Here is a 22,922-nt window from a genome sequence, read left to right as displayed (position 1 = left end):
GGCTTGACCAGCCCGCCGCCGCTGCGCGTGGCCATACTGGGCGCCGAATCATCGGGCAAATCGACCCTGGCGGCCGCGCTGGCGGCGCATTTTCACACTGTCTGGGTGCCGGAATATTTACGCGAATTCGTCGAGACGCGGGGCAGGGTACCGCTCGCCGATGACCAGTTTTTGATTGCCAGCACGCAGCTGGCGCGCGAAGACGAGGCGATGGCGGCCGCGCGCGATGTACTGATTTGCGACACCACGCCCCTGATCACGGTGATTTACAGCCGGCATTATTTTGCTGGCGAAGACGCCGCGCTGGCGGCGCTGGCACAGGCTGCCCGCTACGATGTGACTCTGGTCACGGCGCCCGATACGCCGTGGGTACCGGATGGCTTGCAGCGCGAGTCGGAAGCCGTGCGCCAGTTGATCTACCGCAATTTACTGGCGGAGCTGGCTGAACGCCAGATTCCTTACCAGTTGCTGCAAGGCTCGCTTGATCAGCGCATGGCAATCGCCATGCCGCTGATCGACGCTGCGCTGGCAGCACGCTAATCTGTTTTAAAAGTCGAACTGGGCCGATACGCGCAAGGTGCGGCTGGCGCCCGGGAACAGGTAGCCGCCTGCCTGCGGCGTCACGTCGCGCCAGTAAAACTTGTCGAACACATTGTTGACGGTGGCGCGCACGATGGCGGGCGTGCCGGCAATCTGCGTGGCGTAGGCGGCGCCCAGATTGAACACGTTATACGAAGGCACGAAGACGGTATTGCCAGAGTCGAAGGCTTTCTTGCCGGCATATTCCCAGCTGCCGTTGACGGACAGGCCCGCCACTTGCCGCACCGTATAGTCGGCGTGGACTGTCGTCTTGAAGGCGGGCACATTGGCGACGCGCTTGCCGTCCAGGTCCGTGCTGCCCGTGCCTGATTGCTGGCTGTTCAGCAAGGTGGCCGATGCGCTCAGGCGCAGGTCGCTTGAAGCCTTGCCCTGGGCCGATAATTCCAGGCCACGGTGCTGGGCCTGGCCGGCGCGCACAAAGTAATTGTCGGCGTTGACAAACTCCAGGCCCTTGCGGATCTGGAACAGGCTGGCGGCCAGCATGAAGTCCGGTGTCAGGTCGGCTTTCACGCCGAACTCGACCTGCGTCGATCGGCTCGGGGATAATTCCACGTTGGGCAAGGCCGTGTAGATGCTGGAGACACCCCCATGTTCCATGCCTTGCGAGTAGGCGCCATACACGGCCACGTTGTCCAGCGGGTTGTAGACCAGCGCCGCATTGGGCAACAGGAAACTGTGTTTGGAGCGCACTTCCGCGTCGGCAGGATCGGCCGCCAGGATGTACTGGTAGCCATCGACACTGATATGGCGCAAGCCGGCGTGCAGTTTCCAGTTGCTTGCCAGGCTGACGATGTCTTGCACGAAGACCGAGTTTTCCTGGTCCTTGCGCACCAGGCGCACGGGGCCCGTCACGCCTGGCGAGGAGGGCACGATCACCGGATGGTAGATATTGCTGATACCCGTTTCATCGTACACATAGTTGCCGGCGCTATCCTTGCGGTGGAAGGTCGAGATACCGGCCGTGAATTCGTGGCGCAGGCTGCCGGTGGCAAATTTGCCCTGGAGCATGGCTTGCGCGCTCAGCGGTTTCTTGGTCTCGCCCAGGCTGCGGTAATCCCAGACCGAAAAGTCGCCATTGTTGCAAAACACGGGGGCGTCGCCCGCCGGGCTGCAGCCATACGGATAAGCCGTGTAGTCGTCGCGCTTGAACGAATGCTGGTTGGCGCTTAATGTCGCGTGCCAGTCGTCACTGAAGGCGTACTGGAAGCGCAGGCCGAGATTGGCGGTGACGGTTTCCACCGGATGCGTCCATGGCTGCTGGTTGAGCATGGTGTCGGCGCTGACATGCGAGGGCAGGCTGCCGTTGCCGAGCAGCTGGAAACCGGGCGCCGTCACTTGCGCCTTGTCCTGGTAGTCGGCGTCCAGTTGCAGCAAGGCTTGCGGCGAAATCTGCCAGTCGAAGGCGCCCGAAATGAACTTGCGGTTGCCATCGGCGCCCTTGATGTACGAGCGCAGGCGTTCGGCCGCCAGGTTGATGCGGTAGCCGAAACGCGGGTCGTCCAGGCGGCCACCCAGGTCGAGCGCGCCATACAGGGTGCCCCGTTCACGTTCTTCCACGGTGACCGTGCGCAGCGGCGTGGCGGTGGGGCGCTTGACGATGTAGTCGATCACGCCACCCGGCGCGGCCATGCCCGCCTGCAAGCCAGCCAGGCCTTTCAGCACTTCGATGCGTTCCTTGTTTTCCAGCGGAATTTGCGTGTCGCCGGGAATCGCCACGCCATCCTTGCGGTAGCTGGAGTTGTTATCGAGGGTAAAGCCGCGGATCGAAAATTGCTCGGCATAGCCGACGGCGTTGTAGGAATCGTTGATGCTGGCGTCCAGCTTGACGGCGTCGCTGGTATTGCGGATCTGCAAGTCCTGCAGGTCTTTTTGCGAAATGACGGTCACGCTGGCCGGTGTTTGCAGCAGCGGCGCATCGCTAAAACCGCCGACGGCGGCGCGCCTGTCGGCCGGCGCCTTGCTGGCCGTGACGACCACTTCGGCCATGTTTTGCGGATCGCTGGCGGCGTTGTCATTATCGGCGGCCAATGCGGGCGCGGCAAACGCGTGCAGGATGGCCAGGGTCAGGACGGAAACAGATACGTTTAAAGATGAGTTCGGTGTAGGCATTGATGGCTCGTGGTGCGGCAAGACTGCTTGTTCGGCTGGCGCCAACGCGGGAGCTATCAAAGGAGGGAGGTACTTTGCGCTTTCCTTCGCTGGCATTATCCAGATCAGGTACGAAGGGTATCTCTCACCCGGAAAACGTTGATACGGTTTCCAGGACCCCTAGCGAAGTGACAGCTTAGCATGAAGCAGGGCAGGCTGTCCCCCTGGCTGACGGTTTTACAACAGATGCCATGCACGAGGTAGCGCTTGAGATTTTCAGGCGCGCAGTGGAAAATGCAGCGCAGATGATGTCCGATTGACCCTGCAACCGAAGGAAAACGCATGACTGCCCTCCCGCTCGAAGAATCCGATTTACCGGCCACGGCGCTGGACATGCACCGGGCGATTGGCGCCCTGGTCGCCAGCCTGCAGGCGCTGGACCTGAACAGCCAGCGCTTCGAGGCCTGCACCGACCCGGAATTGCGCCGCGTGCTCGCGCATGCCGGCGATACCAGCCGCAAGGAAGCATCCATGCTGCTCGAATGGATGCGCCGCCGCGACGCGCGCCTGGACAAGGAAATGAAGGAAGCCTTGTTCAAGGCCGGTCCGATCGTTGCGCAATATCACTACGACGAGAAGATATAAATCAGACGAGTAACTAATGGTTTGATGCCCTGGCGTACCATGCGCCACTGGCGCGCCGGCTCGCGTAAACTACGCCCCTGTTCCATTTAACATTTTTTTCAGGGGTTTTATGAAGTCTTTGCCATACCGAGAAGGCAGCTGGTTTGCCGTGCCCTTGACGGGCGGCGGTTATGCCGTCGGCGTGGTGGCGCGCACGGCGCCGGCCGGCCGCATCATGCTGGCGTATATGTTCGGGCCCAAACGCGATGTGCTGCCCTCGCTGGCCGAACTGGAGCAATTATTGCCGTCGCAAGCCGTGCGGCGTTTGCGCACGGGCGACATGGCCTTGCTCAACGAGCGCTGGCCCCTGCTGGGCGCTAGTGGCCAATGGCAGCGCGAGGCGTGGCCGATGCCAGCCTTTATCCGTCGCAATGAATCCTTGCAGCGCGCCTGGCGCGCTACCTATGCCGACGCCGATCCGGCCAAGCTGGACCGCGAGGAATCCGTGCCGTTCGATACGCCGGGGCTGGAAAGCGATTCCCTGTACGGTTATGGGGCGACGGAATTGTTGATGAGCAAGCTGCTGACGCAATAAATAAACGATGGAGCTGCCAGGGCGCCTGCCCCGGCAGCCCGCCGGTATGTCATACCGCCGGCAAACTGATCTGGAACGCCAGTCCGCCGCCTTCGCGGTTGCGTACCTGCAGTTCGGCGCCGTGGCGCAGCAAGACGCGGTCAACGATGGCCAGGCCCAGGCCGGCGCCATTGGCCTGGCCGCGCGCCGAGTCCAGGCGGGTAAAGGGTTTGAGCATTTGCTCGATCTTGTCGGCCGGTACGCCGGGACCATGGTCCTGCACTTCAATCACCACGCGCTTGGCGCCGTGGATGCTTTTCACCTGGCAGGCGACATCGATCTCGGTGATGTCGCTGCCTTCCGTCTTGCCATAGCGGCGCGCATTTTCCACCAGATTGTTGAGCACGCGGCGCAGATCGGTGGCGTTGCCCATGGCATGCGCGCCTTCCGCTATCTCGGCCGTGACCTTGACATCGGGCAGGCGCATCGCTTCGCGCACCAGGTCCGACAGCAGGCCGCTCAAGTCCACTTCCAGAAAACTCGACGCTTCCGTCGGCTTGGCATAGTCGAGGAACTGGCCGATGATGGCGTCCATCTGGCCAATGTCCGACTGGATGCCTTCGCGCGCTTCATCGGACAGGTTGGCCATTTCCACTTCCAGCTGCATGCGCGCCAGCGGCGTGCGCAAATCGTGCGAAATGCCGGCCAGGATCACGGCGCGGTCCGATTCCACCTGCTTCAGATCGTCGACCATCTGGTTGAAGCTGCGGTTCGCCTCGATGATTTCGATCGGGCCTTTTTCCGGCAGCGGCGTCGGCTGCTTGCCCTTGGCGATATCGCGTGCGGCCGCCGTCAGGCGCGACAGGGGCAGGTTGATCAGGCTGGAAATGATGGCGGCGCCCAGCAGCGACAGCAAGGACACCAGGCTGGCCCAGCCCAGCCACTGGAAGCCCGTCAGGCCGCGCAGGCGTTCGCGGTCCAGCATCAGCCAGTATTCGTCGTCGTCGATCTTGAAGCTGATCCAGAAGCCGGCCACGCCATTGACGCGCGCGGAAAAGCGCGTGTCCTTGCCCAGCTTGGCTTTCACCAGGGTTTCGATTTCGGGCATCAAATAATTGTCGGGCGGCGGATCGACGTGGTCGTCGTCTTCCAGCGAAAAGATGCGGATGCCTTCGCTGCTGACCAGGTCGAACAGCAGCTCGCGGCGCAGTTCGGGCGCCGAGTGCGTCAGCGCCGCGTGCGTGATGGTGACGATCGAGATAATCTGGGCGGAAATCTGCTGCGCCTGCGGCTCGCGCTGGATCACGGAAATCATGCCGATCCAGGTGCTCATGCTGACCGTCGTCAGGGTGCCCAGCAGCAGAAAAGTGCGCCAGAACAGGCCACTTTTCAGCCGCGCCAGACTGATATCGGGAACAAGCTTCATTGTGCCTCGCCTGCGATCAGCGCGGCTGTCCGTCCGGGATGAACACGTAGCCCAGGCCCCAGACAGTCTGGATGAACAGCGGGCTCGACGGATCTGGTTCGATCAGTTTGCGCAGCCGCGAAATCTGCACGTCCAGGCTGCGGTCGAACACTTCGTATTCGCGGCCGCGCGCCAGTTCCATCAGTTTTTCGCGCGACAGCGGCTGGCGCGCATGGCGGGCAAACACTTTCAGCACGGAAAATTCGCCGGTCGTCAGCGGCACCGTTTCGCCATTCTTTTTCAGGGTGCGGGTGCCCAGGTCGAGCACGAATTCGCCGAACTCGAAGGTTTGCGGCGTTTCCGATGGCGCGCCCGGAATTTCATCGGGACCCTTGCGGCGCAGCACGGCGCCGATGCGGGCCACCAGTTCGCGCGGGTTGAACGGCTTCGGCAGATAATCGTCGGCGCCCATTTCCAGGCCCACGATGCGGTCCACGTCTTCGCCCTTGGCCGTCAGCATGATGATCGGCGTCTGGTCGCCGGCGCCGCGCAGGCGGCGGCAGATCGACAGGCCATCTTCACCTGGCAACATCAGGTCGAGCACCAGCAGATCGTAGCGTTCACGCAACCACAGCTTGTTCATGGCTGTGGCGCTCTCTGCCGTGAAGACATTAAAACCCTGCTCGGTCAGATACCGGCGCAGCAGATCGCGCAGTCGCACGTCGTCATCGACGACCATGATTTTTGCCTGGTGGCCATGCGTCGATTGCGTTGTTGTATTAGTGCCGGATGAGGAGGTTGTGGTCATTTAAGGTGTCGTGTTATCTTGATTTAGTTGATATAGTAACGCCTGTCGCGGCAGTGGGAAATGGGTATGTTGACCCATTACAAACTGTTACAAACTTTACCCAATTACTCTTACTGCACCGTCTAAAGCATCATACACTGGGTGCCATAGTGGAATTAGCTTTATGGCTTTACAGCTTTATGCTTTACAGCTTCATGGCTTTACAGCTTCATGTTTACGGCATTGCGGAAGAGGAACTCAATGAATATCGTTAGCAAAAAAATTCACGCCGCTCCTAGCGCACTGGTTTCTGCACGTGCCGTGCTGTCTGCATTCGTCGCTGGCTGTGCGTTGACGTCCGTTCTGGTGTCCAGCGTGGCCCATGCCCAGGCGCCGCAGCCGCGCCGTGAAGAGCCGCCACAGTTGCAAAGCCAGCGTTTCGAACAGACGCCCAAGGTCAATGATACGCGCATCCGCGATCAACGTGACGCACGCAGTTTTGATACCCGTAATGACGAGCAGCGCCGTGCCAATGAAGGTGTCGATGCGTCACGCCGTAATGGCCGCATGACACCGGATGAACGCCGCGATCTGCGCCGCCAGATTAATGAAGTGGGGCAGGACATTTACGCCAATCCGCCACGGCGTTAAACACGTTTCCATTGTTTTATTAAAACCGGGCCTTGTTATTAACGAGGCCCGGTTTTTTTATATCGGCGTTATATTTTTTTGCGCACCACATTTTTTTCATGGGCAGGCACGCAGGCGCGCCGCATGCTATTGTTCCTGTGCATTCCGACAAGTTTTCTTGATGTGGAGGAAAGTGGTGAGCGACGACGATACGCCTGTGCCTGATGCGGCTGCCGCAGGTGATTTGCCGAACGGCATAATCCAGCGCAAGGAAGGGGTGTTCCTGGACCTGTCTCTGGCGCCTGCGCAATTGCGTACCGCCGTCGACCAGCTGTTCCAGTCCGGCCGGCTGCTGGAGGGGCTCGACTATCCGCTATTCCTGCTGACCCTGTTCCACGCACCGGCGCCCCGCGCGGCGCCCCGCAGCGAGGCCCTGCTGCGCATCGCCGCCCGCATCGCCGCCTTTCCCGCTTCCCGCCGCGCCCTGTATAAAAGCATCAAGCTGCGCGGTGATACGGCCGAGTTCTATTTTGAACCGCTGCCTGCCGATGCGGACGGTTTGCTGCCCTTGCGGCGTGATCTCGATGAGCTGGTGGCCGATCTGTGGTGCAAGGGCGTGCACTACGGTATCGATAGTGCCAGCGTGCGGGCCATCATCGAATCGGGCAAGGCCGAGCGCATCACGGTGGCGCGCGTACTGGCGCCGCAGCCGGGGCGCGACGGGCAACTGGTCGAAGTGTCGCAAGGCATCCACCGCGACGATGCGCCGCGCGAGCTGGCCGATGGCCGCTTCGATCTGCTCAGCTTTAAAAACCGGTTTCCCCAGGTGAAAAAGCATGCACGCCTGCTGCGCAAGCTGCCGGCGGTGGCCGGCTTGCACGGTTATGACCTGGCCGGCAATATCTTGCCGCCGCCCGCGCCGCAAGAGGTGGACCTGGCTGCGGTGGCGGGCAGCGGCACGGCGGTCGAGCATTTCAGCGACGGTGATTACCTGGTGGCCACGCAGGAGGGCTATGTGAATGTCGATGGCGGCGGCAAGATTTCGATCGACAATAAAATCGTCAGCCGGGAAGGCGTCAGCAGTCGCACCACGGGTAATTTGAAACTGCGCGCCGCCTACGAGGAATACGGCGAAGTGCAGGAGCAGCGCATGCTCGACGGCAGCGACATCACCATCCACGGCGACGTGTATGGCCATCTGCATTCGCATGGCGGCTTGATATTGCTGCACAGTAACCTGGTGGGCGGCACCGCCTTCAATGAGCATGGCAATGTGCAAGTCGACGGCGTGGCGTCCGGTTCCGTGGTGCAGGCGCTGCAGGGCGAGGTGCATCTGCAGCGGGCGGAAAGCTGCGTTATTTCCGGCACGCGCGTGGTGATCGACCATGCCAGCAATTGCGACATCATTGCCGACGAGGTCGTCATCGAACTGGCCGAAGGCTGCGCGGTGGCGGCGCGCCATATCCGCATCGGCAGCGCGGGGCCGCGCAAGCACGTGGAAATGCTGGTGTATCCGCTGGTGCCCGATTTAAGCGGCTTGGAGCAAAAGATTGCGGACAACCTGGCCCGTGCCGCCCAGTATGAACAGGTGCAGCGCAAGCGGCAGCAGGAAATTGATGACATCGCGCAACTTCCCGACGTGCGCAACTACCTGACCCTGGCCGGCCAGCTGCGGCGCGGCGAACTGGTGTTGCAGCCGGCCCAGCAAGCGCCGTACGACAAGCTGGCGGCCCGCATCGCGCCCGTGCTCAAGGAAGTGGCGCGGCTGCGGCTGGAAGTGAAACAATCGGAAATCCTGCAGGCGCAGATGCTGGCGCTGGCTGAGCAGGCGCGGCAGGAAAGGCTGGCCACGGCCGGCCAGTCGCGCTGCGTGCTGGGCCTGGTCGATGGCGACACCAGCGTGCGCGCGATGACGGTGCCGCCCGGTTTTGCCAGGGTGTATGACCGGCCACCGAAAGAAATCCGCGCCCTGCTGCGCAGCGCCGTGCCGCCCACGCAAGCCGTGTTTGCCGATAGCAGCGGGGCGCTCGACTGGACTTACGCTCCGCCAGCTTAATCGCGAACCTTCCCCCGAGACTGCTTGAGCAGGCTGTGCGTGCTCTTGCTGTCGAGCCGGCGCCGCTGCGCGCCGCGCGTGGGCTTGGTGGGGCGGCGGATGGCGGGCAGGAAAGTCACGCTGTCGATGATTTCCTGCAGCCGCCGCAAGGCTTCTTCCTTGTTCTGTTCCTGGCTGCGCGATTGCTGGGCTTTCAGGACCAGCACGCCATCCTTGCTGATGCGGCTGTCGCGCAGGGCCAGCAAGCGTTCCTTGCAGGCTTCCGGCAGGGAAGAGGCCGCGATGGGAAAGCGCAGATGGATGGCGGAAGACACCTTGTTGACGTTTTGCCCGCCCGGGCCCTGGGCGCGGATGGCGGAAAATTCGACGTCGGCGGGATTGACGAGGTGTTGCATGGCCTGATTGATCAAAAACAATGGTCCCATTGTAATGGAAGACGCCGGGCGGCATGGCGGACGCCGGGAAAGACTTGCATTTCGGAAAAATTGATGTTCCTCAACGTCGTGGTAGCCGATGCTGGTTAGTATGACCCCAGTCTTGCGCTACTGCGCATCCTGGCAAGTACTTACCGGATGAAAGGAATATCATGCATCCCACGACGACGCCTGGCGCGGTGATGATGGCGGACACGCTGCGCGCGCCATACCTGAGTTTTCGCTTGGGCGGCCTGGAATATAGTTTGCATTACGGCAACGTGCAAGAGTTGCGCCCACTCAAGGAACTCGATCGCTTTTCCTCGCAAGGCGAGGTGCTGCAAAGCGTGGCCGTGTCGCGTGGCGTGATCATCCCCATCGTCGACATGCGTGCCGCGTTCGGTGGCGCCCAGGACGCGCCCGACCCGTCCACCGATGTGATTATTTTGCAGTTGAGCGCTTGCGTGATGGGCATGGTGGTCGATGGCGTGACCGACATCGTCAGCCTGGCGCCGGCCGACATCACACCCGTGGCCGGTTTGGGTGCGGCGGAAGCCGACTACCTGCTGGGCGTGGGCGTGGTGGACGGCCGCCGCCTGATCCTGGTCGATATCGACAGATTGATGGCGATCCGCCTGCCCAACCCCGACGCCCATCCCGGCCCGATGCAGGCGGCCTGAAAGCGGCTCATCGAGCCGCCTTCCTGTTTGCCTGTCAGCCCAGCTTTTCGAGCTGATCCTGCAAGTCCAGCCATTCCGCTTCCAGCTGCGCCAGGTCCTTGGTGAAGAAACTCTGGTCAGCCAGCAATTGCTTCAGCTTGGCCTTGTTGGCGGCGTCATAAATGGTCGGCTCAGCCAGCTTGGCGTCGGTTTCCTCTTTTTGCGCGTTACGCTTGGCGATTTGCTCTTCCTGGCGCTTGATCTTGTTTTCGATCGGCTTGCGCAGCGCTGCCGCCTTCTGGCGCTCCTCGGCTTCCTTGCGCTTGTCGCGCACCGGCGCGGCAGGCGCGCTGGCCGCTGCCGGCGCAGGCACGGAAGGCGTCACCGGGAAATCGGTCTTGTTGGCCTTGCCGGCGGCCGGCAACACGTCGGTGCCCTTGCCCAGCTTGGTCTTGAACAGCCAATCCTTGTAGTCGTCCAGGTCGCCATCGAACGGCTGCAGCTTGCCGTCGGCAACGATGATGAATTCATCGGTGGTGGCGCGCAGCAAGTGGCGATCATGCGATACCACCACCAGCGTGCCTTCGAACTGGGCCAGCGCTTCGGTCAGCGCTTCGCGCGTTTCCAGGTCCAGATGGTTGGTCGGTTCATCGAGCAGCAGCAGGTTGGGGCGTTGCCAGACGATCAGCGCCAGCGCCAGGCGGGCTTTTTCACCACCGGAAAACGGCGCGATGGAACTGGTCACCATGGTGCCGGGGAAGTTGAAGCCGCCCAGGAAGTTGCGCAATTCCTGCTCGCGCGTGGTCGGTGCAATCTTGGCCAGATGCCACAGCGGCGATTCGTCGTGGCGCAGCATTTCCACCTGGTGCTGGGCGAAGTAGCCGATGTTCAAACCCTTGCCCATGGTGGCGTCGCCGCTCAAGGGCGACAGTTCGCCGGCGATGGTCTTGATCAAGGTCGATTTGCCGGCGCCGTTCTGGCCCAGCAAGCCGATGCGCTGGCCGATCTGCAGGGAAAACTTGATGCCGTTGACGATGGTCTTGTGGCTGATGTCGCCAGTCGCTTCGTTTTCGATCTTGTAGCCCGCATCGACGTCTTCCATCACCAGCAGGGGATTCGGTGCAGACAATGGCTCGCGGAATTCGAACGAGAATTCGGCGGCGGCGCGCAATGGCGCCAGTTCTTCCATCTTTGCCAGTGCCTTCATGCGGCTCTGCGCCTGGCGGGCTTTCGATGCCTGCGCCTTGAAACGGTTGACGAACGATTCCAGGTGGGCGCGCTTGCGCTGCTGCTTTTCCAGCGCGCCGGCGGCCAGGATCATCTGCGCTGCGCGCTGGCGCTCGAAGCTCGAATAGTTGCCCGAATAGCGTTTCAATTTACGCTCGTCGATATGCACCACCACGTTGACCACTTCATCGAGGAAGTCGCGGTCATGCGAAATGATCAGCAAGGTGCCGGCGTAGCGTTTCAGCCAGTCTTCCAGCCAGATGATGGCGTCCAGGTCCAGGTGGTTGGTCGGTTCATCGAGCAGCAGCAGGTCGGACGGGCACATCAGCGCTTGCGCCAGGTTCAGGCGCATGCGCCAGCCGCCCGAGAAGCTGGCGACAGGCTGCTGCATCTGGTCCAGCGTAAAGCCAAGGCCCAGCAGCAATTGCTCGCCGCGCGACTGCACCGTGTAGGCGTCGGCATCGGCCAGCGCGCTATAGATTTCGCCGATGGCGATACCGTTTTCCGAGCTTTCCGGTTCCGCTTCCAGGCGCGCCAGTTCCGCTTCCAGCTTGCGCAGGGTCACGTCGCCATCGATCGCGTAGTCCAGCGCGGCACGGTCCAGCGGCGGCGTTTCCTGCGCCACGTAAGCCACGCGCCACTTGGCCGGGAAATCGATTTCGCCCTGGTCAGGATGCAGCTCGCCGCGCATCATCGCGAACAGGCTCGATTTGCCCGCGCCATTGGCGCCGATCAGGCCGATCTTGTCGCCCGGGTTAAGGGTGACGTCGACTTGTTCGAGCAACGGTTTGATGCCGCGCATCAGGCTTACTTGTATGAAACGTATCATTTTTTTCTTTTTCAAAGCTGGGGTAAGACGGGGGCGCCGAGCACCGGCGGGTCTGACCCCGGAATTTAATTGCTGCGTTGTAGCGCTTACAGCTTCAACTGCTCAGCCGTCAGCAGGAACACCATGTCGTCGCCGGCGCTGGTGGTGATCCAGGTCAGGCCCAGTTCGCCAAAGGCGGCTTCCGCGTAGGCGCGTTCATTGCCGATCTCGATCATCAGGATGCCGTCGTCGGTCAGGCGTTCGGCCGCACCGGCGATAATCTTGCGCACCAGGTCCATGCCGTCGCTGCCGCCGTCCAGGGCGATTTGCGGCTCGGCCAGGTATTCCTGCGGCAGGGCGCCCATCGAGGCGGAGTTGACGTACGGCGGGTTGCTGATGATCAGATCGTATTTCTTGGCCGGCACATTGGCGTACAGGTCCGATTCGATCAGCTGCACGCGATCCTGCAGCTTGTAGGTATCGACGTTGCGCTTGGCCACGGCCAGCGCATCGGCGGAAATGTCGACCGCGTCCACGCTGGCGTTCGGGAAGGCGTCGGCCATCATGATCGACAGGCAGCCCGAACCGGTGCACAGTTCCAGGATGTTTTCCACCGCTTCCGGTTCCGGCACCCATGGCGAGAAGTATTCAGGGATCAGCTCGGCGATGAAGGAGCGCGGCACGATCACGCGCTCATCGACGTAAAAATTGTAGGTGCCCAGCCACGCTTCCCTGGTGATGTAGGCGGCCGGCACGCGGTCGATGCTGCGGCGCTCGATGACGGCCATCACGGCGGCCACTTCCGACGGCAGCAATTTGGCGTCGAGGAAAGGTTCGAGCTTGTCGAGCGGCAATTTCAAGGTGTGCAGCAACAGATACGCTGCTTCATCGAAGGCTTCGGCGCTGCCATGGCCGAAAAACAGCTTGGCGGCGTTGAAACGGGTGGTGGCGTAGCGCAACAGGTCGCGTGGCGTGGAAAACGGATTCGGTGTCATGGCATTCTCGATAGAGCGGTAATAACGGCTAAAGGCCCGCGTGGCGGGCCTGGTATTTTATTCGGGCAGCAAATGCTCCAGCGTACGGCGGTAAATATTCTTCAGCGGATCGATGTGGCACACGTCGATGTGCTCGTCGATCTTGTGAATACTGGCATTGGGCGGCCCGAATTCTATCACCTGAGGGCAGATCTGCGCGATAAAGCGGCCATCGGAGGTGCCGCCGGTGGTCGATAATTGCGTCCTAATACCGGTTTCTTCTTCGATTGCGCTGGATAAGGCGTCGGACAAGGTGCCGCGTGGCGTGAGGAAAGGCTGGCCGCTCAGGGTCCACTCCAGCGCGTATTGCAAGTCGTGCCGGTCGAGGATGGCGTGCACTCTTTCCTGCAGTCCCTCGGCCGTGCTGGCGGTGGAGAAACGGAAATTGAAGTCGATCACCATATTGCCCGGAATCACGTTGTTTGCGCCCGTGCCGGCATTGATGTTCGACATTTGCCAGGAAGTGGGCAAATAGTATTCATTGCCTTCGTCCCACTGTTCCGCCACCAGGTCGGCCAGCGCCTGCGCCGCCACGTGAATCGGGTTTTTCGCCAGGTGCGGGTAGGCGATATGGCCCTGGATGCCCTTGATGGTCAATCGGCCCGACAGCGAACCGCGGCGGCCATTCTTGATCATGTCGCCCAGTTGTCCGCTGGAAGTCGGCTCGCCCACCAGGCAGTAGTCGATCTGCTCGCCGCGCGCCTTGAGCTTGTCGCAGACGACGACGGTGCCATCGGTGGCCGGGCCTTCCTCGTCGCTGGTGATCAAGAAGGCGATCGACCCCGTGTGATCGGGCGTGGCGGCGATGAATTCTTCGCAAGCAACCACCATGGCGGCGATCGAGGTCTTCATGTCGGCCGCGCCGCGGCCATACAGCTTGCCGTCCCGGATGGTCGGGATGAACGGTTCCGAGCGCCATTGCTCGACCGGGCCGGTCGGCACCACGTCGGTATGGCCGGCAAACACGAACACGGGCGAGGTGGTGCCGCGGCGCGCCCACAGATTGGTGACATCGTTCGACTGGATCGTCTCGCAGACAAAGCCCAGCGGCGTGAGGAGATCGATCAGGTGCTGCTGGCAGCCCTTGTCGTCCGGCGTGACCGAGGACAGGGCGATCAGTTTTTCAGTCAGGGCGAGGGTTTTGGAGGTGGTCATGGGGCGAAGGCTTAAATGGCAAAGATCTCTTGGTACTGTGCATCCGAAAATGCCACGCTGAACTGGCCATCCTTGTCCAGCACAGGGCGCTTGATGATGGATGGGTTTTCCAGCATCAGCTCGATTGCGCTGGCGGCGTCGGTGATGGACGCCTTGCGCTCATCGCTCAAGGCGCGCCAGGTCGTGCCTTTCTTGTTGACCAGCAGGTCCCACGGCAATTGCTGCAGCCATTGTTCCACGGTGGCGCGTTCCAGGCCCTGTTTCTTGAAGTCATGGAAAGCGAAGTCGAGTTGCTGCGCAGCCAACCAGGTGCGGGCCTTTTTGACGGTATCGCAGTTGGGGATGCCGTAGAGTGTAATCGTCATGATGGGGTGTGCTAAGGGGAATGAATGCGGGTTGCTTGATCGCTGCGCTTGCGTAAACGCAAAAACGCGGACATGGTCCGTATTATACAGTTGATGTGTATCAATGCGGCGGTGCAGCAAGAGCCAGTTTGCTCAAGGGATCGCGCTACGGATGCCCAGCAGGGTTGCTGCCTGGCCAAAGCCCGTGTGTGTTGACAGCGGCGTAACGGACGCCATGGCGATCTTGGGCGCGGCGCGGTCAAACAGCACCAGCGCCTTTTCATCGTTCTTGTGGCGTGACATATACAGCAAGCCATCAACCTTGTCTGCATGTGCGTGGATGGCGGTCGACCAGGTCTTGCTCTTGGTGTACGACGATGTGCCGCTCAGCTCGGCGTGGCCGCCCAGCCGCCTGAGCGCTGGGCCTGTCAAGTCTGCCAGAGTCAAGGGCAAGCCTGCGAACTGAATCACGAAGCAAGCCTGTAGCACGGCCAGCTCGACCACGAAGCAATTGCGGATGGGCTGGCGGTCATGCAGCAGCGTTTCGGCGAGCGCGACTGCCAGCGACGTGCCCAGGTAGCAAGTGCCGAATCTGTCCGATGGCAGCGGATTAGGATCATCAAAACGATAGGTGTTGGCCCTGCCAAAATAGGGTTCGCCGCTGGTATGGCCCGATATCCGGTACAGCGTAGCGGGTTGGCATTGCACGATAGTGAGCGATGAAGGCAGTTGCGGCTGGCGGGGCAGGCGCAGGATTGCCATGGCGTAGCTCTATTCGGCGGCGTAGGCGTGGGCGGCGGCCAGCACGGCATCGAGCTTGCCTTTGGCCAGTGCCTCCAGCGGTGACTTGCCGCCCAGCGAGATGCGCGGACTGCTAAAAAAGTCCCATTTGGCGGCGCCGGGCAAGTCGCCGAGGATTTTGCTGATTTTTTCCAGGGTATGGCGATCCTGGCGCGGGTCGGCAAAGAATGCCGGATAGACATAGTCGCCCGATGGCCCGCGCAAGGCAAACAGGCGTCTGGCCTTCAGCGCGGCGCTGAGCGCCTGCGGTGTGACGCCCAGGCGGATGCATAGTTCGGCACCCGGCAACAGCTTTTCCGACACCACGTCTTGGACTCGCTGCCGCCGTTCCTGTAACTGCAGTTCTGCCATGACTTGTTCTGTGGAGATATCTGGCGTACGCGCGTGCGCCCGCTGGTCGTTGAGCGGGCCCAGCTCCCGTTCGGCCACGATATCGAGCTCGTGCCGCATCCGGGCAATCAGCGCAGGGCGGTCATCGTGCGGCACGGCACCGATCAAGGCGGTGTAAGCTTCCTGCAGGGTATCTTGCGCAATGTTGAAACGCAGGGGTTCGGGTGCGGCGGCCAATGTCTGTGCCAGCAGTTGGGCCAGCGATGGTTGCGCTGGCTGATTTGGCGCATCGGCTGGTTCGTCATCGCTGGTTTCTGTTGTGTTGCTAGTGTCGCTGTGCAGGGCTGTTGACATGGCATATCCTTGGGAGCTGGATACACTATAGGATACGTCATCAAACAAATCAAACAAATAAAGTTCGTCAAGTTGTGCGGTCTTGATTTGTCATAAGCTCATTGCAGTTTATCCTGCACCAGCCGGGGCGCCGTCTTGCTTTCTGCTGGTCCGAAGTGCATGCCCAGCCGCAAGGCCAGTGCCCGCAGGGCGCCGCTTTCCTGCTGGTGCAGGGCCAGCGCGATATGACCGTCGGGACGCACCAGGTAGGCGGCATCGCGGCCCAGGCCAGCGAATTTGGCGGCCACATTGAAGGTGTAGCAATGCACGGGCAGTTTCAATATACGCGCCTCATCGAGCAATTCCGGCGCCGGCGTGCCATAGATGTGTAATTGCCAATCCATGCTGCGCAGGGCCAGGAAGTTGTCTTGCGTACCGTCTGAAAACCAGGGCAGGCGGTCGCCGCCCCGCAGATGTTCGGCATGGCCGCCGGAAAGGGCGCTGTCTTCATAGCTGATCTGGATTTGCGACACCGTTTTGAACAGCATGCGGCGCGCCGCTTCGAAGCCGGACAAAAACGGCAGGGCGTGCGGCACCAGCCACTTGCGCAGCACTTGCCCCGTGACGCCTTGCGCCACGATGGCCTGGAAGGCGCGGTCGGTGGAGGCGACCAGCTTGCGGGCAAAGGCGATGCGCTCGGTTTCATAGGTATCGAGCAAGGCGTCATGGCTGCGGCCGTGCAGCTTTTGCGCCAGCTTCCAGGCCAGGTTGACGGCGTCGCCCAGGCCCGTGTTCATGCCCTGGCCACCGACGGGGCTATGCAAATGGGCAGCATCGCCCAGCAGGAAACAGCGCCGGTCGCGGAAGCGCTCGGCTACCCGATGGTGCACCTTATAGGTGGAAAACCAGTTCAGTTGCTCCACCTGGATATGGAGCAGGCTTTCCACCTCGCTGCGCACATCGTCGAACACGGGCGCAGGCGCGCCTTGCGGGCGGTCGGGCAGGATGCCGATCAGGCGCTGCATGCCGCTGGTGCGCACGGGCAGCATCAGGGCAAAGCTGTTCGCGCCCAGGTGGGCGTGCAAGTCGCTATTGCTGCCAGCCACTTTGGCGTCGGCCACGTAATACAGATGATCGTAAGTGCCGCCCGATAATTCAATGCCGGCAATCTCGCGTACCTTGCTGCGCGCGCCGTCGCAGCCGCAGATATAGTTAAACGTGCAATATTGGCGCTCGCCATTCTTGAGCAGGATGGCTTGCACTTCGCTATCGTCCTGCGTCCACAGGTCCAGCGTGACATTCCATTCGACCTGTACGCCAGCGTCCGCCAGCTTGCCGACCAGAAAGCGTTCATGCTCATCCTGGGGCAGGCTCAGCACGAAAGGATAGGGGCTCAGGCCTTCGCCGATTTCGCCCAGCGCCAGCTTGACCAGCTCTTCGCCCCCTTCATGCACATGCACGGTATTGATCTTGATGCCCAGCTTCACCACTTCGTCGGCAAAACCCATCTGCCGGTAAAACTCCAAGGTGCGCGCATGCACGGCCATGGCCCGCGACGCCTGGCCGGGGCCGCTATTTTTGTCGATGATGCGGCACGCCATGCCATGGTGGGCCAGGCGCAAGGCCAGCATCAGGCCGCTGGGGCCGGCGCCTACGATCAAGACGGGAGGAGTATTCATGCCATCCAGTATAGGACAGGATGAGTCCAGGGGACGTGACGATTGAAGTGTCTGCCTGGAAATGAAAATGTCCCGCCGTAGCGGGACATTCGGGGTGCAGCGATTGCTTTACAGCGAGTCGATTAAATACCGCGCAGCAACTCGTTGATACCGGTCTTGGCGCGGGTCTTGGCATCGACGCGCTTGACGATCACGGCGCAGTACAGCGAGTACTTGCCATCTTCCGAAGGCAGGTTGCCCGAGACCACGACGGAACCGGCCGGCACGCGGCCGTAGGTGACTTCGCCGGTGGCGCGGTCGTAGATCTTGGTCGACTGGCCGATGTACACGCCCATCGAAATGACCGAGTTTTCTTCGACGATCACGCCTTCGACGATTTCCGAACGGGCGCCGATGAAGCAGTTGTCTTCGATGATGGTCGGGTTTGCTTGCATGGGCTCCAGCACGCCGCCGATGCCGACGCCGCCGGACAGGTGGACGTTCTTGCCGATCTGGGCGCAGGAACCGACGGTGGCCCAGGTATCGACCATCGCGCCTTCATCGACGTAGGCGCCGATGTTGACGTAGGAAGGCATCAGCACCACGTTCTTGGCGATGAAGCTGCCGCGGCGGGCCACGGCTGGCGGCACCACGCGGAAGCCGCCCTTGGCGAAGTCTTCTGCGGTGTAGTTGGCGAACTTGGTCGGGACCTTGTCATAGAATTGCATCGTGCCATCGGATGGCATGGCGACGTTGTTTTCCAGGCGGAAAGACAGCAGCACGGCTTTCTTGACCCACTGGTTGACCACCCAGTCGCCCGTGGTTTTTTCCGCCACGCGGATGCTGCCGTTATCCAGGCCATTGATGACGTGGGAGACGGCGTCGCGCAATTCGGCGCTGCCATTGCCCGGGTTGATCTCGGCGCGGTTTTCCCAGGCCTGGTCGATGATGTTTTGCAGTTGTTGGCTCATGATGAAGTCGTGTTCTTTAGTTAGTTGATGCGGATGCGGAAAGCTGCTGGCAGAATTTTACTATGCGCTGCGTCGCTTCCAGCCCTTCGGCTGTTTCGGCCACCAGGGCCATGCGGATGCGGTTGCGGCCCGGATTGATGCCGTGCGCGTCGCGCGCCAGGTAACTGCCAGGCAATACCGTCACATTATATTCGGCGTACAGGCGTTGCGCGAATTTGGTGTCGGACAAGCCGGTACGGCTGACGTCGGCCCACAGGTAAAAGCCGGCGTCGGGTAATTGCACATCCATCACCGTTTGCAGCAGCGGCGTGATGGCGTCGAACTTGGCGCGGTACTTGGCGCGATTTTCCTCGACATGGGTTTCGTCGTTCCAGGCCGCGATAGAGGCCGCTTGCACGGAGGGGCTCATGGCGCCGCCGTGATAAGTACGGTAGAGCAGGAATTTTTTCAGCACCTCGGCGTCGCCGGCCACGAAACCCGAGCGCATGCCCGGCACGTTCGAGCGTTTCGACAGGCTGGAAAACACCACCAGGCGCGCATACGGGCGTTCCACCGTGGACAGGCCCAGCATGTGGGCTGCCTGCAGCGCGCCCAGCGGGGCCGTGTCGCCATGGTAAATCTCGGAATAGCACTCGTCGGCGGCGATCACGAAATCGTAGCGCTCGGACAAGGCGAACAGGTGTTCCCAGTCCGTCAGGGTCAGGACGGCGCCGGTCGGGTTGCCCGGCGAGCACAAAAACAGCAACTGGACTTTTTCCCACACGGCAGCGGGCACCTGGTCGTAATCGCAGCCGAAATTGCGGGCCGGGTCGGAGTTGACGAAGTACGGCTCGGCGCCGGCCAGGTAGGCCGCGCCTTCATAAATCTGGTAAAACGGGTTCGGGCTGATCACCAGCGCGCCCGCCGTCGGATCGATCACCGTTTGCGCCAGCGCAAACAGCGCTTCACGCGAGCCATTCACGGGCAGGATCTGCGTGGCGGGGTTCAGTGCCGGGATGCCATAGCGGCGCTCCAGCCAGCCGGCGATGGCGCCGCGCAAGGCGTCCGAGCCGATGGTGGTCGGGTAGCTGGCCAGGCCGCTGATGTTGTCGATCAGCGCCTGCTCGATAAAGCGTGGCGTCGGATGCTTGGGTTCGCCCATGCCCAGGCTGATGGGAGCATAGTCGGGGTTGACCGTCACGCCGGCAAACAGTTGGCGCAGCTTTTCAAAGGGATATGGTTGCAGTTTGGCAAGAAGTGGATTCACGGGCTGACCAGGACAGTAGGGTGGGAACGAAGTCGGGCTGCGGCATTGCCGCTAACCAGTCAGCCATTATAGCCGTGCTGATGGCAGCTGAGGGCAGGGCGTTGTGCAACGCGGCCATGTTGGTACGCATTGCGTACGGTAAAATACCTTATGTCTACCATACTTGCTATTGAAACTTCCTCCGAACTCGCCTCCTGCGCCTTGCTGCGCGGCGATGCCGTCCTTGCCCGCGCCTCCTCGGGCGTGCGCACCCATTCCCAGTCCATCTTGCCGATGGTGCAAGAATTGCTGGCCGAAGCCGGTGTCAGCCTGGCTGACTGCGACGCCATCGCCTACGGTTCCGGTCCCGGCTCATTTACGGGCGTGCGCACGGCTTGCGGCATCGCCCAAGGCCTGGCGTATGGCGCCGGCTTGCCGGTAGTGCCCGTCGTGACCCTGGACGCCATGGCCCTGGCGTGCCATCAGCAACATGGCGCCATCCGCGTGCTGACGGTACTCGACGCCCGCATGGGCGAAGTCTACTGGGCGCAATATGATTACCGCGATGGCTTGCAAACCATCTTGCCGGCGGCCTTGAGTGCACCGTCCGGCGTAGCGCCGCAAGGCGACGTGACGGCTTGCGGCAATGGCTTTAGTGCCTATGCGGCCGAACTTGCCGCGCTGCCCAGCGCTGCGCAGGCGGACGCAGCCATCATGCCGCACGCCGTGCAGATAGCGCAGCTGGCGCGTATCGCCTTTGCCGCCGGACACTTTGTGAAGGCAGCCGATGCGCAGCCGCTGTATCTGCGCAACAAGATCGCCTACACCAGTGCCGAGCGGCTGGAGATCGCTGCTGCCAAAGCCGCTGCTGTAACTGCCAATGAGGCAGGTCAATGACGCTGGCAAGCGAAAATAGTGGCGCAGGCTGGGACTTGCTGCGCCTCGATTACCAGCCGATGCAGGAAGCCGATCTGCCTGAAGTGCTGGCGCTGGAACAGCGCGTCTATCCGCATCCCTGGACGCACGGCAATTTTGTCGATTCGCTCAACAGCGATTACCCGGCCTGGGTCTTGCGCGATACGGACGGCACTTTGCTGGGCTACTTTTTGCTGATGCTGGTGGTCGATGAAGCGCATTTGCTGAACGTGGCGGTCGAAGGCGCCATCCAGGGCCAGGGGCTGGGCCGTTTCCTGCTGCAGCAGGCGTGTCATTGTGCACGTCAGCTGGGCATGGAATCGATGCTGCTGGAAGTGCGTCCGTCGAACGCGCGCGCACTCGATATTTACCAGCGCTACGGATTTGAACCGATAGGCCGGCGCAAGGGATATTACCCTGCCGCCAATTCGCAACGTGAGGACGCCATCGTGATGCGTTATACCTTATGAGCCGCAGCGCCGTTTTTCTCGATGAAATGGGCGTTGGCCCGCTATGGCGCTTGCGCCGCAGCGAGGCAGCCGCCATCGAAGACGTGGTCGTGGAAGACGCCGTCGCCGTTGCCGCGCCAGAAGTGGCGCTGGTTGCCGAGATAGTCGTCGCCCCCGCTTCTGTCCCTGTTTCGGCGCCGATTGTCGTGCCGCCCGCGCCGGTCCCGGTCCCAGTCCCGGCTCCGGCTCCGGCTCCGGTCCCGGTCGCTGCATCCGACGATACCGCCTGGTTCGACGATGCGCCGCCACCGCCGCCTGTCAGGCAGCTGACTGACGCCGAAATTGCCGTGATGGATTGGGATGCGCTGACGGCGGCCAGCGCCAAATGCACGCGCTGCGAGCTGTGCAAGAACCGCAAGGGTGTGGTGCTGGGCCGTGGCGACCGCCAGGGCGCGTGGCTGATGCTGGCCAGCAGCCCGTCGCGCGGCGAAGAGCGGGAAGGGCGCGCCCTGCCGGGCGAACAGGGCAAACTGCTGGACAATATGCTGAAAGCCATCGATATCGCGCCGGAATCGGACGTGTACATCACGCACTTGCTGAAATGCCGTCCGCTGGACGAGGCTGGCCAGGAACGCTTGCCGACGGAAAGCGAGTCGGCCGCCTGCCGTCCGTTCTTTGAGCGCGAACTGGCCTTGCTGCAACCGCGCACCATCGTTACCCTGGGGCAAATGGCCGCCGCCGGCATCTTGCCTGGCGAAAAGCCGGTACGCGGCAAGGTGCGCCAACTGGGCGACGCTGCCGTGGTGGCGACTTACCATCCAGAAAACCTGCTGCAGGATGACAGCGGCAAGGCCAAGGCGCGTGCCTGGGGTGATTTGTGCCTGGCGAAAAGTACGCATGCCGGGCGCGGCTGACCGCTTCCAGCAGGGCTTCGAGTCGCGCTGGGGTCATCTGACGCATCCCCATGTGCGGGCGCTGGCCTGGCTGCTCGATTCTCCTGATTTGTTGGATCCGGCCAGCCCGCACTGGGGTGGCCGGATCGCCAGCCTGGGGCCGGTGACGCCTGCCGTCGCCGTCTGGCTGGGCGCGCTGCAAGACGACCCGGCGCCTCTGGATGCTGCGCTCGGCGCCAGATTTTATTCCCGCCTGGGCCTGTATGCTGAAAAGCTGATGGCCTTTTATTTTGAGCAGCAGGGCTTGCTGCACGCGCATGGCTTGCAAGTGCAGGTCAACCGCAACGATACGGTGGGCGAGTTCGATTTCCTGCTGCGCCATGGCGACGCATTGCTGCACTGGGAATTTGCCACCAAGTTTTATCTGCTCGAAGGCCATCCTGATGCGGGCGTCTTCCACCACTTGATCGGCCCCAACCTGGCCGATACCCTGGGCTTGAAGATGCGCAAGATTCTCGACAAGCAACTGGCCTTGTCGCGCCACCCGGCTGCGCTCAGCCTGCTGTCGCAGCCGGTCGTTGCGGCGCAGGCGCTGGTGAAAGGCTGGCTATTCTATGAACATGGCACGCTGGCGTCCATGGACGGTATTTCCAGCGAGCATGCTCACGGTTTCTGGTGCCCGCCATCACAATTGCCGCAAGACCAGCGTTATGTGATCCTGCCCAAGCTGCAGTGGCTGGCGCCGTATAAAGGTGTTGAGGCGGCAGTGTTCGATACTGCTGCCTTGCGCACGCAACTGATCGATTTGCAGCAGCCTGTACTGGTGGCGGCGGTCGGGCAGATCGATGGCTGGGAAGTGGAGCAGCGTCGGGGATTCATCGTCCCCGAAGACTGGACCGCGCAAGCGGCGGCCCGCAGGATGGCAGGGACTTTGCCCGCGTAA

Annotated in this window: 23 protein-coding genes and 1 riboswitch; of the genes, 10 read left to right on the top strand and 13 right to left on the bottom strand. The window is 61.8% G+C overall.

From position 1 onward, the window contains the following. The first annotated feature begins 3 nt into the window (after window positions 1-3). Window positions 4-540 carry an AAA family ATPase gene (locus ACL9RI_RS08990; RefSeq protein WP_422726241.1) on the top strand — a complete coding sequence of 179 codons (537 nt, stop codon included), beginning with the start codon at window positions 4-6 and terminating at the stop codon, window positions 538-540. A 6-nt stretch (window positions 541-546) separates the two neighbouring features. Here ACL9RI_RS08990 and ACL9RI_RS08985 read toward each other — a convergent pair whose 3' ends face one another. Then, window positions 547-2,709 (bottom strand): TonB-dependent siderophore receptor, encoded by a 2,163-nt coding sequence (locus tag ACL9RI_RS08985; protein ID WP_422726240.1) that lies wholly within the window; start codon window positions 2,707-2,709, stop codon window positions 547-549. A gap of 64 nt (window positions 2,710-2,773) precedes the next feature. Continuing rightward, a riboswitch (TPP riboswitch) is annotated at window positions 2,774-2,880 on the bottom strand. Between the two features lie 150 nt (window positions 2,881-3,030). Here ACL9RI_RS08985 and ACL9RI_RS08980 point away from each other — a divergent pair. Both ACL9RI_RS08980 and ACL9RI_RS08975 read left to right on the top strand, forming a co-directional pair. Beyond that, complete coding sequence (locus ACL9RI_RS08980) at window positions 3,031-3,333, top strand: hypothetical protein (protein WP_422726239.1); 303 nt, start codon at window positions 3,031-3,033, stop codon at window positions 3,331-3,333. A 109-nt stretch (window positions 3,334-3,442) separates the two neighbouring features. Further along, complete coding sequence (locus ACL9RI_RS08975; protein WP_422726238.1) at window positions 3,443-3,907, top strand: Imm26 family immunity protein; 465 nt, start codon at window positions 3,443-3,445, stop codon at window positions 3,905-3,907. Window positions 3,908-3,956: 49 nt separating this feature from the next. On the opposite strand, the gene ACL9RI_RS08970 is transcribed toward ACL9RI_RS08975, so the two are convergent. After that, entirely contained in the window at window positions 3,957-5,312 is a 1,356-nt protein-coding gene (locus tag ACL9RI_RS08970; protein WP_422726237.1) for an ATP-binding protein, read from the bottom strand. 16 nt (window positions 5,313-5,328) lie between these two features. Further along, window positions 5,329-6,099 carry a two-component system response regulator OmpR gene (gene ompR / locus ACL9RI_RS08965; RefSeq protein ID WP_422726236.1) on the bottom strand — a complete coding sequence of 257 codons (771 nt, stop codon included), beginning with the start codon at window positions 6,097-6,099 and terminating at the stop codon, window positions 5,329-5,331. A gap of 240 nt (window positions 6,100-6,339) precedes the next feature. Between ompR and ACL9RI_RS08960 the strand changes: the two genes are divergently transcribed. Further along, window positions 6,340-6,729 carry a hypothetical protein gene (locus ACL9RI_RS08960; protein WP_422726235.1) on the top strand — a complete coding sequence of 130 codons (390 nt, stop codon included), beginning with the start codon at window positions 6,340-6,342 and terminating at the stop codon, window positions 6,727-6,729. 175 nt (window positions 6,730-6,904) lie between these two features. Continuing rightward, complete coding sequence (locus ACL9RI_RS08955; RefSeq protein WP_422726234.1) at window positions 6,905-8,764, top strand: flagellar assembly protein A; 1,860 nt, start codon at window positions 6,905-6,907, stop codon at window positions 8,762-8,764. On the opposite strand, the gene arfB is transcribed toward ACL9RI_RS08955, so the two are convergent. Continuing rightward, window positions 8,761-9,159, bottom strand: coding sequence for an alternative ribosome rescue aminoacyl-tRNA hydrolase ArfB (gene arfB / locus ACL9RI_RS08950; protein ID WP_422726233.1), 399 nt, complete (start codon window positions 9,157-9,159; stop codon window positions 8,761-8,763). The genes ACL9RI_RS08955 and arfB overlap by 4 nt on opposite strands. Before the next feature lie 191 nt (window positions 9,160-9,350). On the opposite strand from arfB, the gene ACL9RI_RS08945 reads away from it, so the two are divergent. Then, on the top strand, window positions 9,351-9,857 hold the full coding sequence (locus ACL9RI_RS08945) for a chemotaxis protein CheW (protein ID WP_422726232.1): 507 nt from the start codon (window positions 9,351-9,353) through the stop codon (window positions 9,855-9,857). Between the two features lie 34 nt (window positions 9,858-9,891). Here the strand turns inward: ACL9RI_RS08945 and ACL9RI_RS08940 are convergent, their stop codons facing one another. The 9 genes from ACL9RI_RS08940 to dapC all read right to left on the bottom strand — a co-directional run bounded on the left by ACL9RI_RS08940 (window position 9,892) and on the right by dapC (window position 19,743). Next, complete coding sequence (locus ACL9RI_RS08940) at window positions 9,892-11,892, bottom strand: ATP-binding cassette domain-containing protein (protein WP_422726231.1); 2,001 nt, start codon at window positions 11,890-11,892, stop codon at window positions 9,892-9,894. 86 nt (window positions 11,893-11,978) lie between these two features. Next, the gene (prmB, locus tag ACL9RI_RS08935) at window positions 11,979-12,866 is read right to left on the bottom strand and encodes a 50S ribosomal protein L3 N(5)-glutamine methyltransferase (protein ID WP_422726230.1); all 888 of its coding nucleotides are present in this window, start codon (window positions 12,864-12,866) and stop codon (window positions 11,979-11,981) included. Window positions 12,867-12,923: 57 nt separating this feature from the next. After that, on the bottom strand, window positions 12,924-14,060 hold the full coding sequence (dapE, locus tag ACL9RI_RS08930) for a succinyl-diaminopimelate desuccinylase (RefSeq protein ID WP_422726229.1): 1,137 nt from the start codon (window positions 14,058-14,060) through the stop codon (window positions 12,924-12,926). Between the two features lie 11 nt (window positions 14,061-14,071). Continuing rightward, a complete protein-coding gene (locus tag ACL9RI_RS08925; protein ID WP_422726228.1) occupies window positions 14,072-14,425 on the bottom strand; it encodes an ArsC family reductase in 354 nt (117 codons plus the stop codon). 132 nt (window positions 14,426-14,557) lie between these two features. After that, window positions 14,558-15,166 carry an RES family NAD+ phosphorylase gene (locus ACL9RI_RS08920; protein WP_422726227.1) on the bottom strand — a complete coding sequence of 203 codons (609 nt, stop codon included), beginning with the start codon at window positions 15,164-15,166 and terminating at the stop codon, window positions 14,558-14,560. Between the two features lie 9 nt (window positions 15,167-15,175). Next, window positions 15,176-15,889 carry a hypothetical protein gene (locus tag ACL9RI_RS08915; RefSeq protein WP_422726226.1) on the bottom strand — a complete coding sequence of 238 codons (714 nt, stop codon included), beginning with the start codon at window positions 15,887-15,889 and terminating at the stop codon, window positions 15,176-15,178. Between the two features lie 98 nt (window positions 15,890-15,987). After that, the gene (locus ACL9RI_RS08910; protein ID WP_422726225.1) at window positions 15,988-17,547 is read right to left on the bottom strand and encodes an FAD-dependent monooxygenase; all 1,560 of its coding nucleotides are present in this window, start codon (window positions 17,545-17,547) and stop codon (window positions 15,988-15,990) included. Window positions 17,548-17,669: 122 nt separating this feature from the next. Next, the gene (dapD, locus tag ACL9RI_RS08905; protein ID WP_422726224.1) at window positions 17,670-18,497 is read right to left on the bottom strand and encodes a 2,3,4,5-tetrahydropyridine-2,6-dicarboxylate N-succinyltransferase; all 828 of its coding nucleotides are present in this window, start codon (window positions 18,495-18,497) and stop codon (window positions 17,670-17,672) included. Window positions 18,498-18,513: 16 nt separating this feature from the next. Then, complete coding sequence (gene dapC, locus ACL9RI_RS08900; protein ID WP_422726223.1) at window positions 18,514-19,743, bottom strand: succinyldiaminopimelate transaminase; 1,230 nt, start codon at window positions 19,741-19,743, stop codon at window positions 18,514-18,516. 150 nt (window positions 19,744-19,893) lie between these two features. Here dapC and tsaB point away from each other — a divergent pair, with 150 nt between their 5' ends. From tsaB to ACL9RI_RS08880, 4 genes are read left to right on the top strand one after another with little or no spacing between them, the layout of a single operon-like run. After that, the gene (gene tsaB / locus ACL9RI_RS08895) at window positions 19,894-20,619 is read left to right on the top strand and encodes a tRNA (adenosine(37)-N6)-threonylcarbamoyltransferase complex dimerization subunit type 1 TsaB (RefSeq protein ID WP_422726222.1); all 726 of its coding nucleotides are present in this window, start codon (window positions 19,894-19,896) and stop codon (window positions 20,617-20,619) included. After that, on the top strand, window positions 20,616-21,107 hold the full coding sequence (gene rimI, locus ACL9RI_RS08890) for a ribosomal protein S18-alanine N-acetyltransferase (protein WP_422726221.1): 492 nt from the start codon (window positions 20,616-20,618) through the stop codon (window positions 21,105-21,107). Before tsaB ends, rimI begins: the two co-directional genes overlap by 4 nt. Next, the gene (locus ACL9RI_RS08885; protein ID WP_422726220.1) at window positions 21,104-22,000 is read left to right on the top strand and encodes a uracil-DNA glycosylase; all 897 of its coding nucleotides are present in this window, start codon (window positions 21,104-21,106) and stop codon (window positions 21,998-22,000) included. Before rimI ends, ACL9RI_RS08885 begins: the two co-directional genes overlap by 4 nt. Next, window positions 21,984-22,922 carry a DUF1853 family protein gene (locus ACL9RI_RS08880; RefSeq protein ID WP_422726219.1) on the top strand — a complete coding sequence of 313 codons (939 nt, stop codon included), beginning with the start codon at window positions 21,984-21,986 and terminating at the stop codon, window positions 22,920-22,922. Before ACL9RI_RS08885 ends, ACL9RI_RS08880 begins: the two co-directional genes overlap by 17 nt.

Source organism: Janthinobacterium sp. Mn2066 (assembly GCF_049319705.1).
Lineage (GTDB): Bacteria > Pseudomonadota > Gammaproteobacteria > Burkholderiales > Burkholderiaceae_D > Janthinobacterium.
This window is presented reverse-complemented; position numbering and strand designations above follow the sequence as displayed.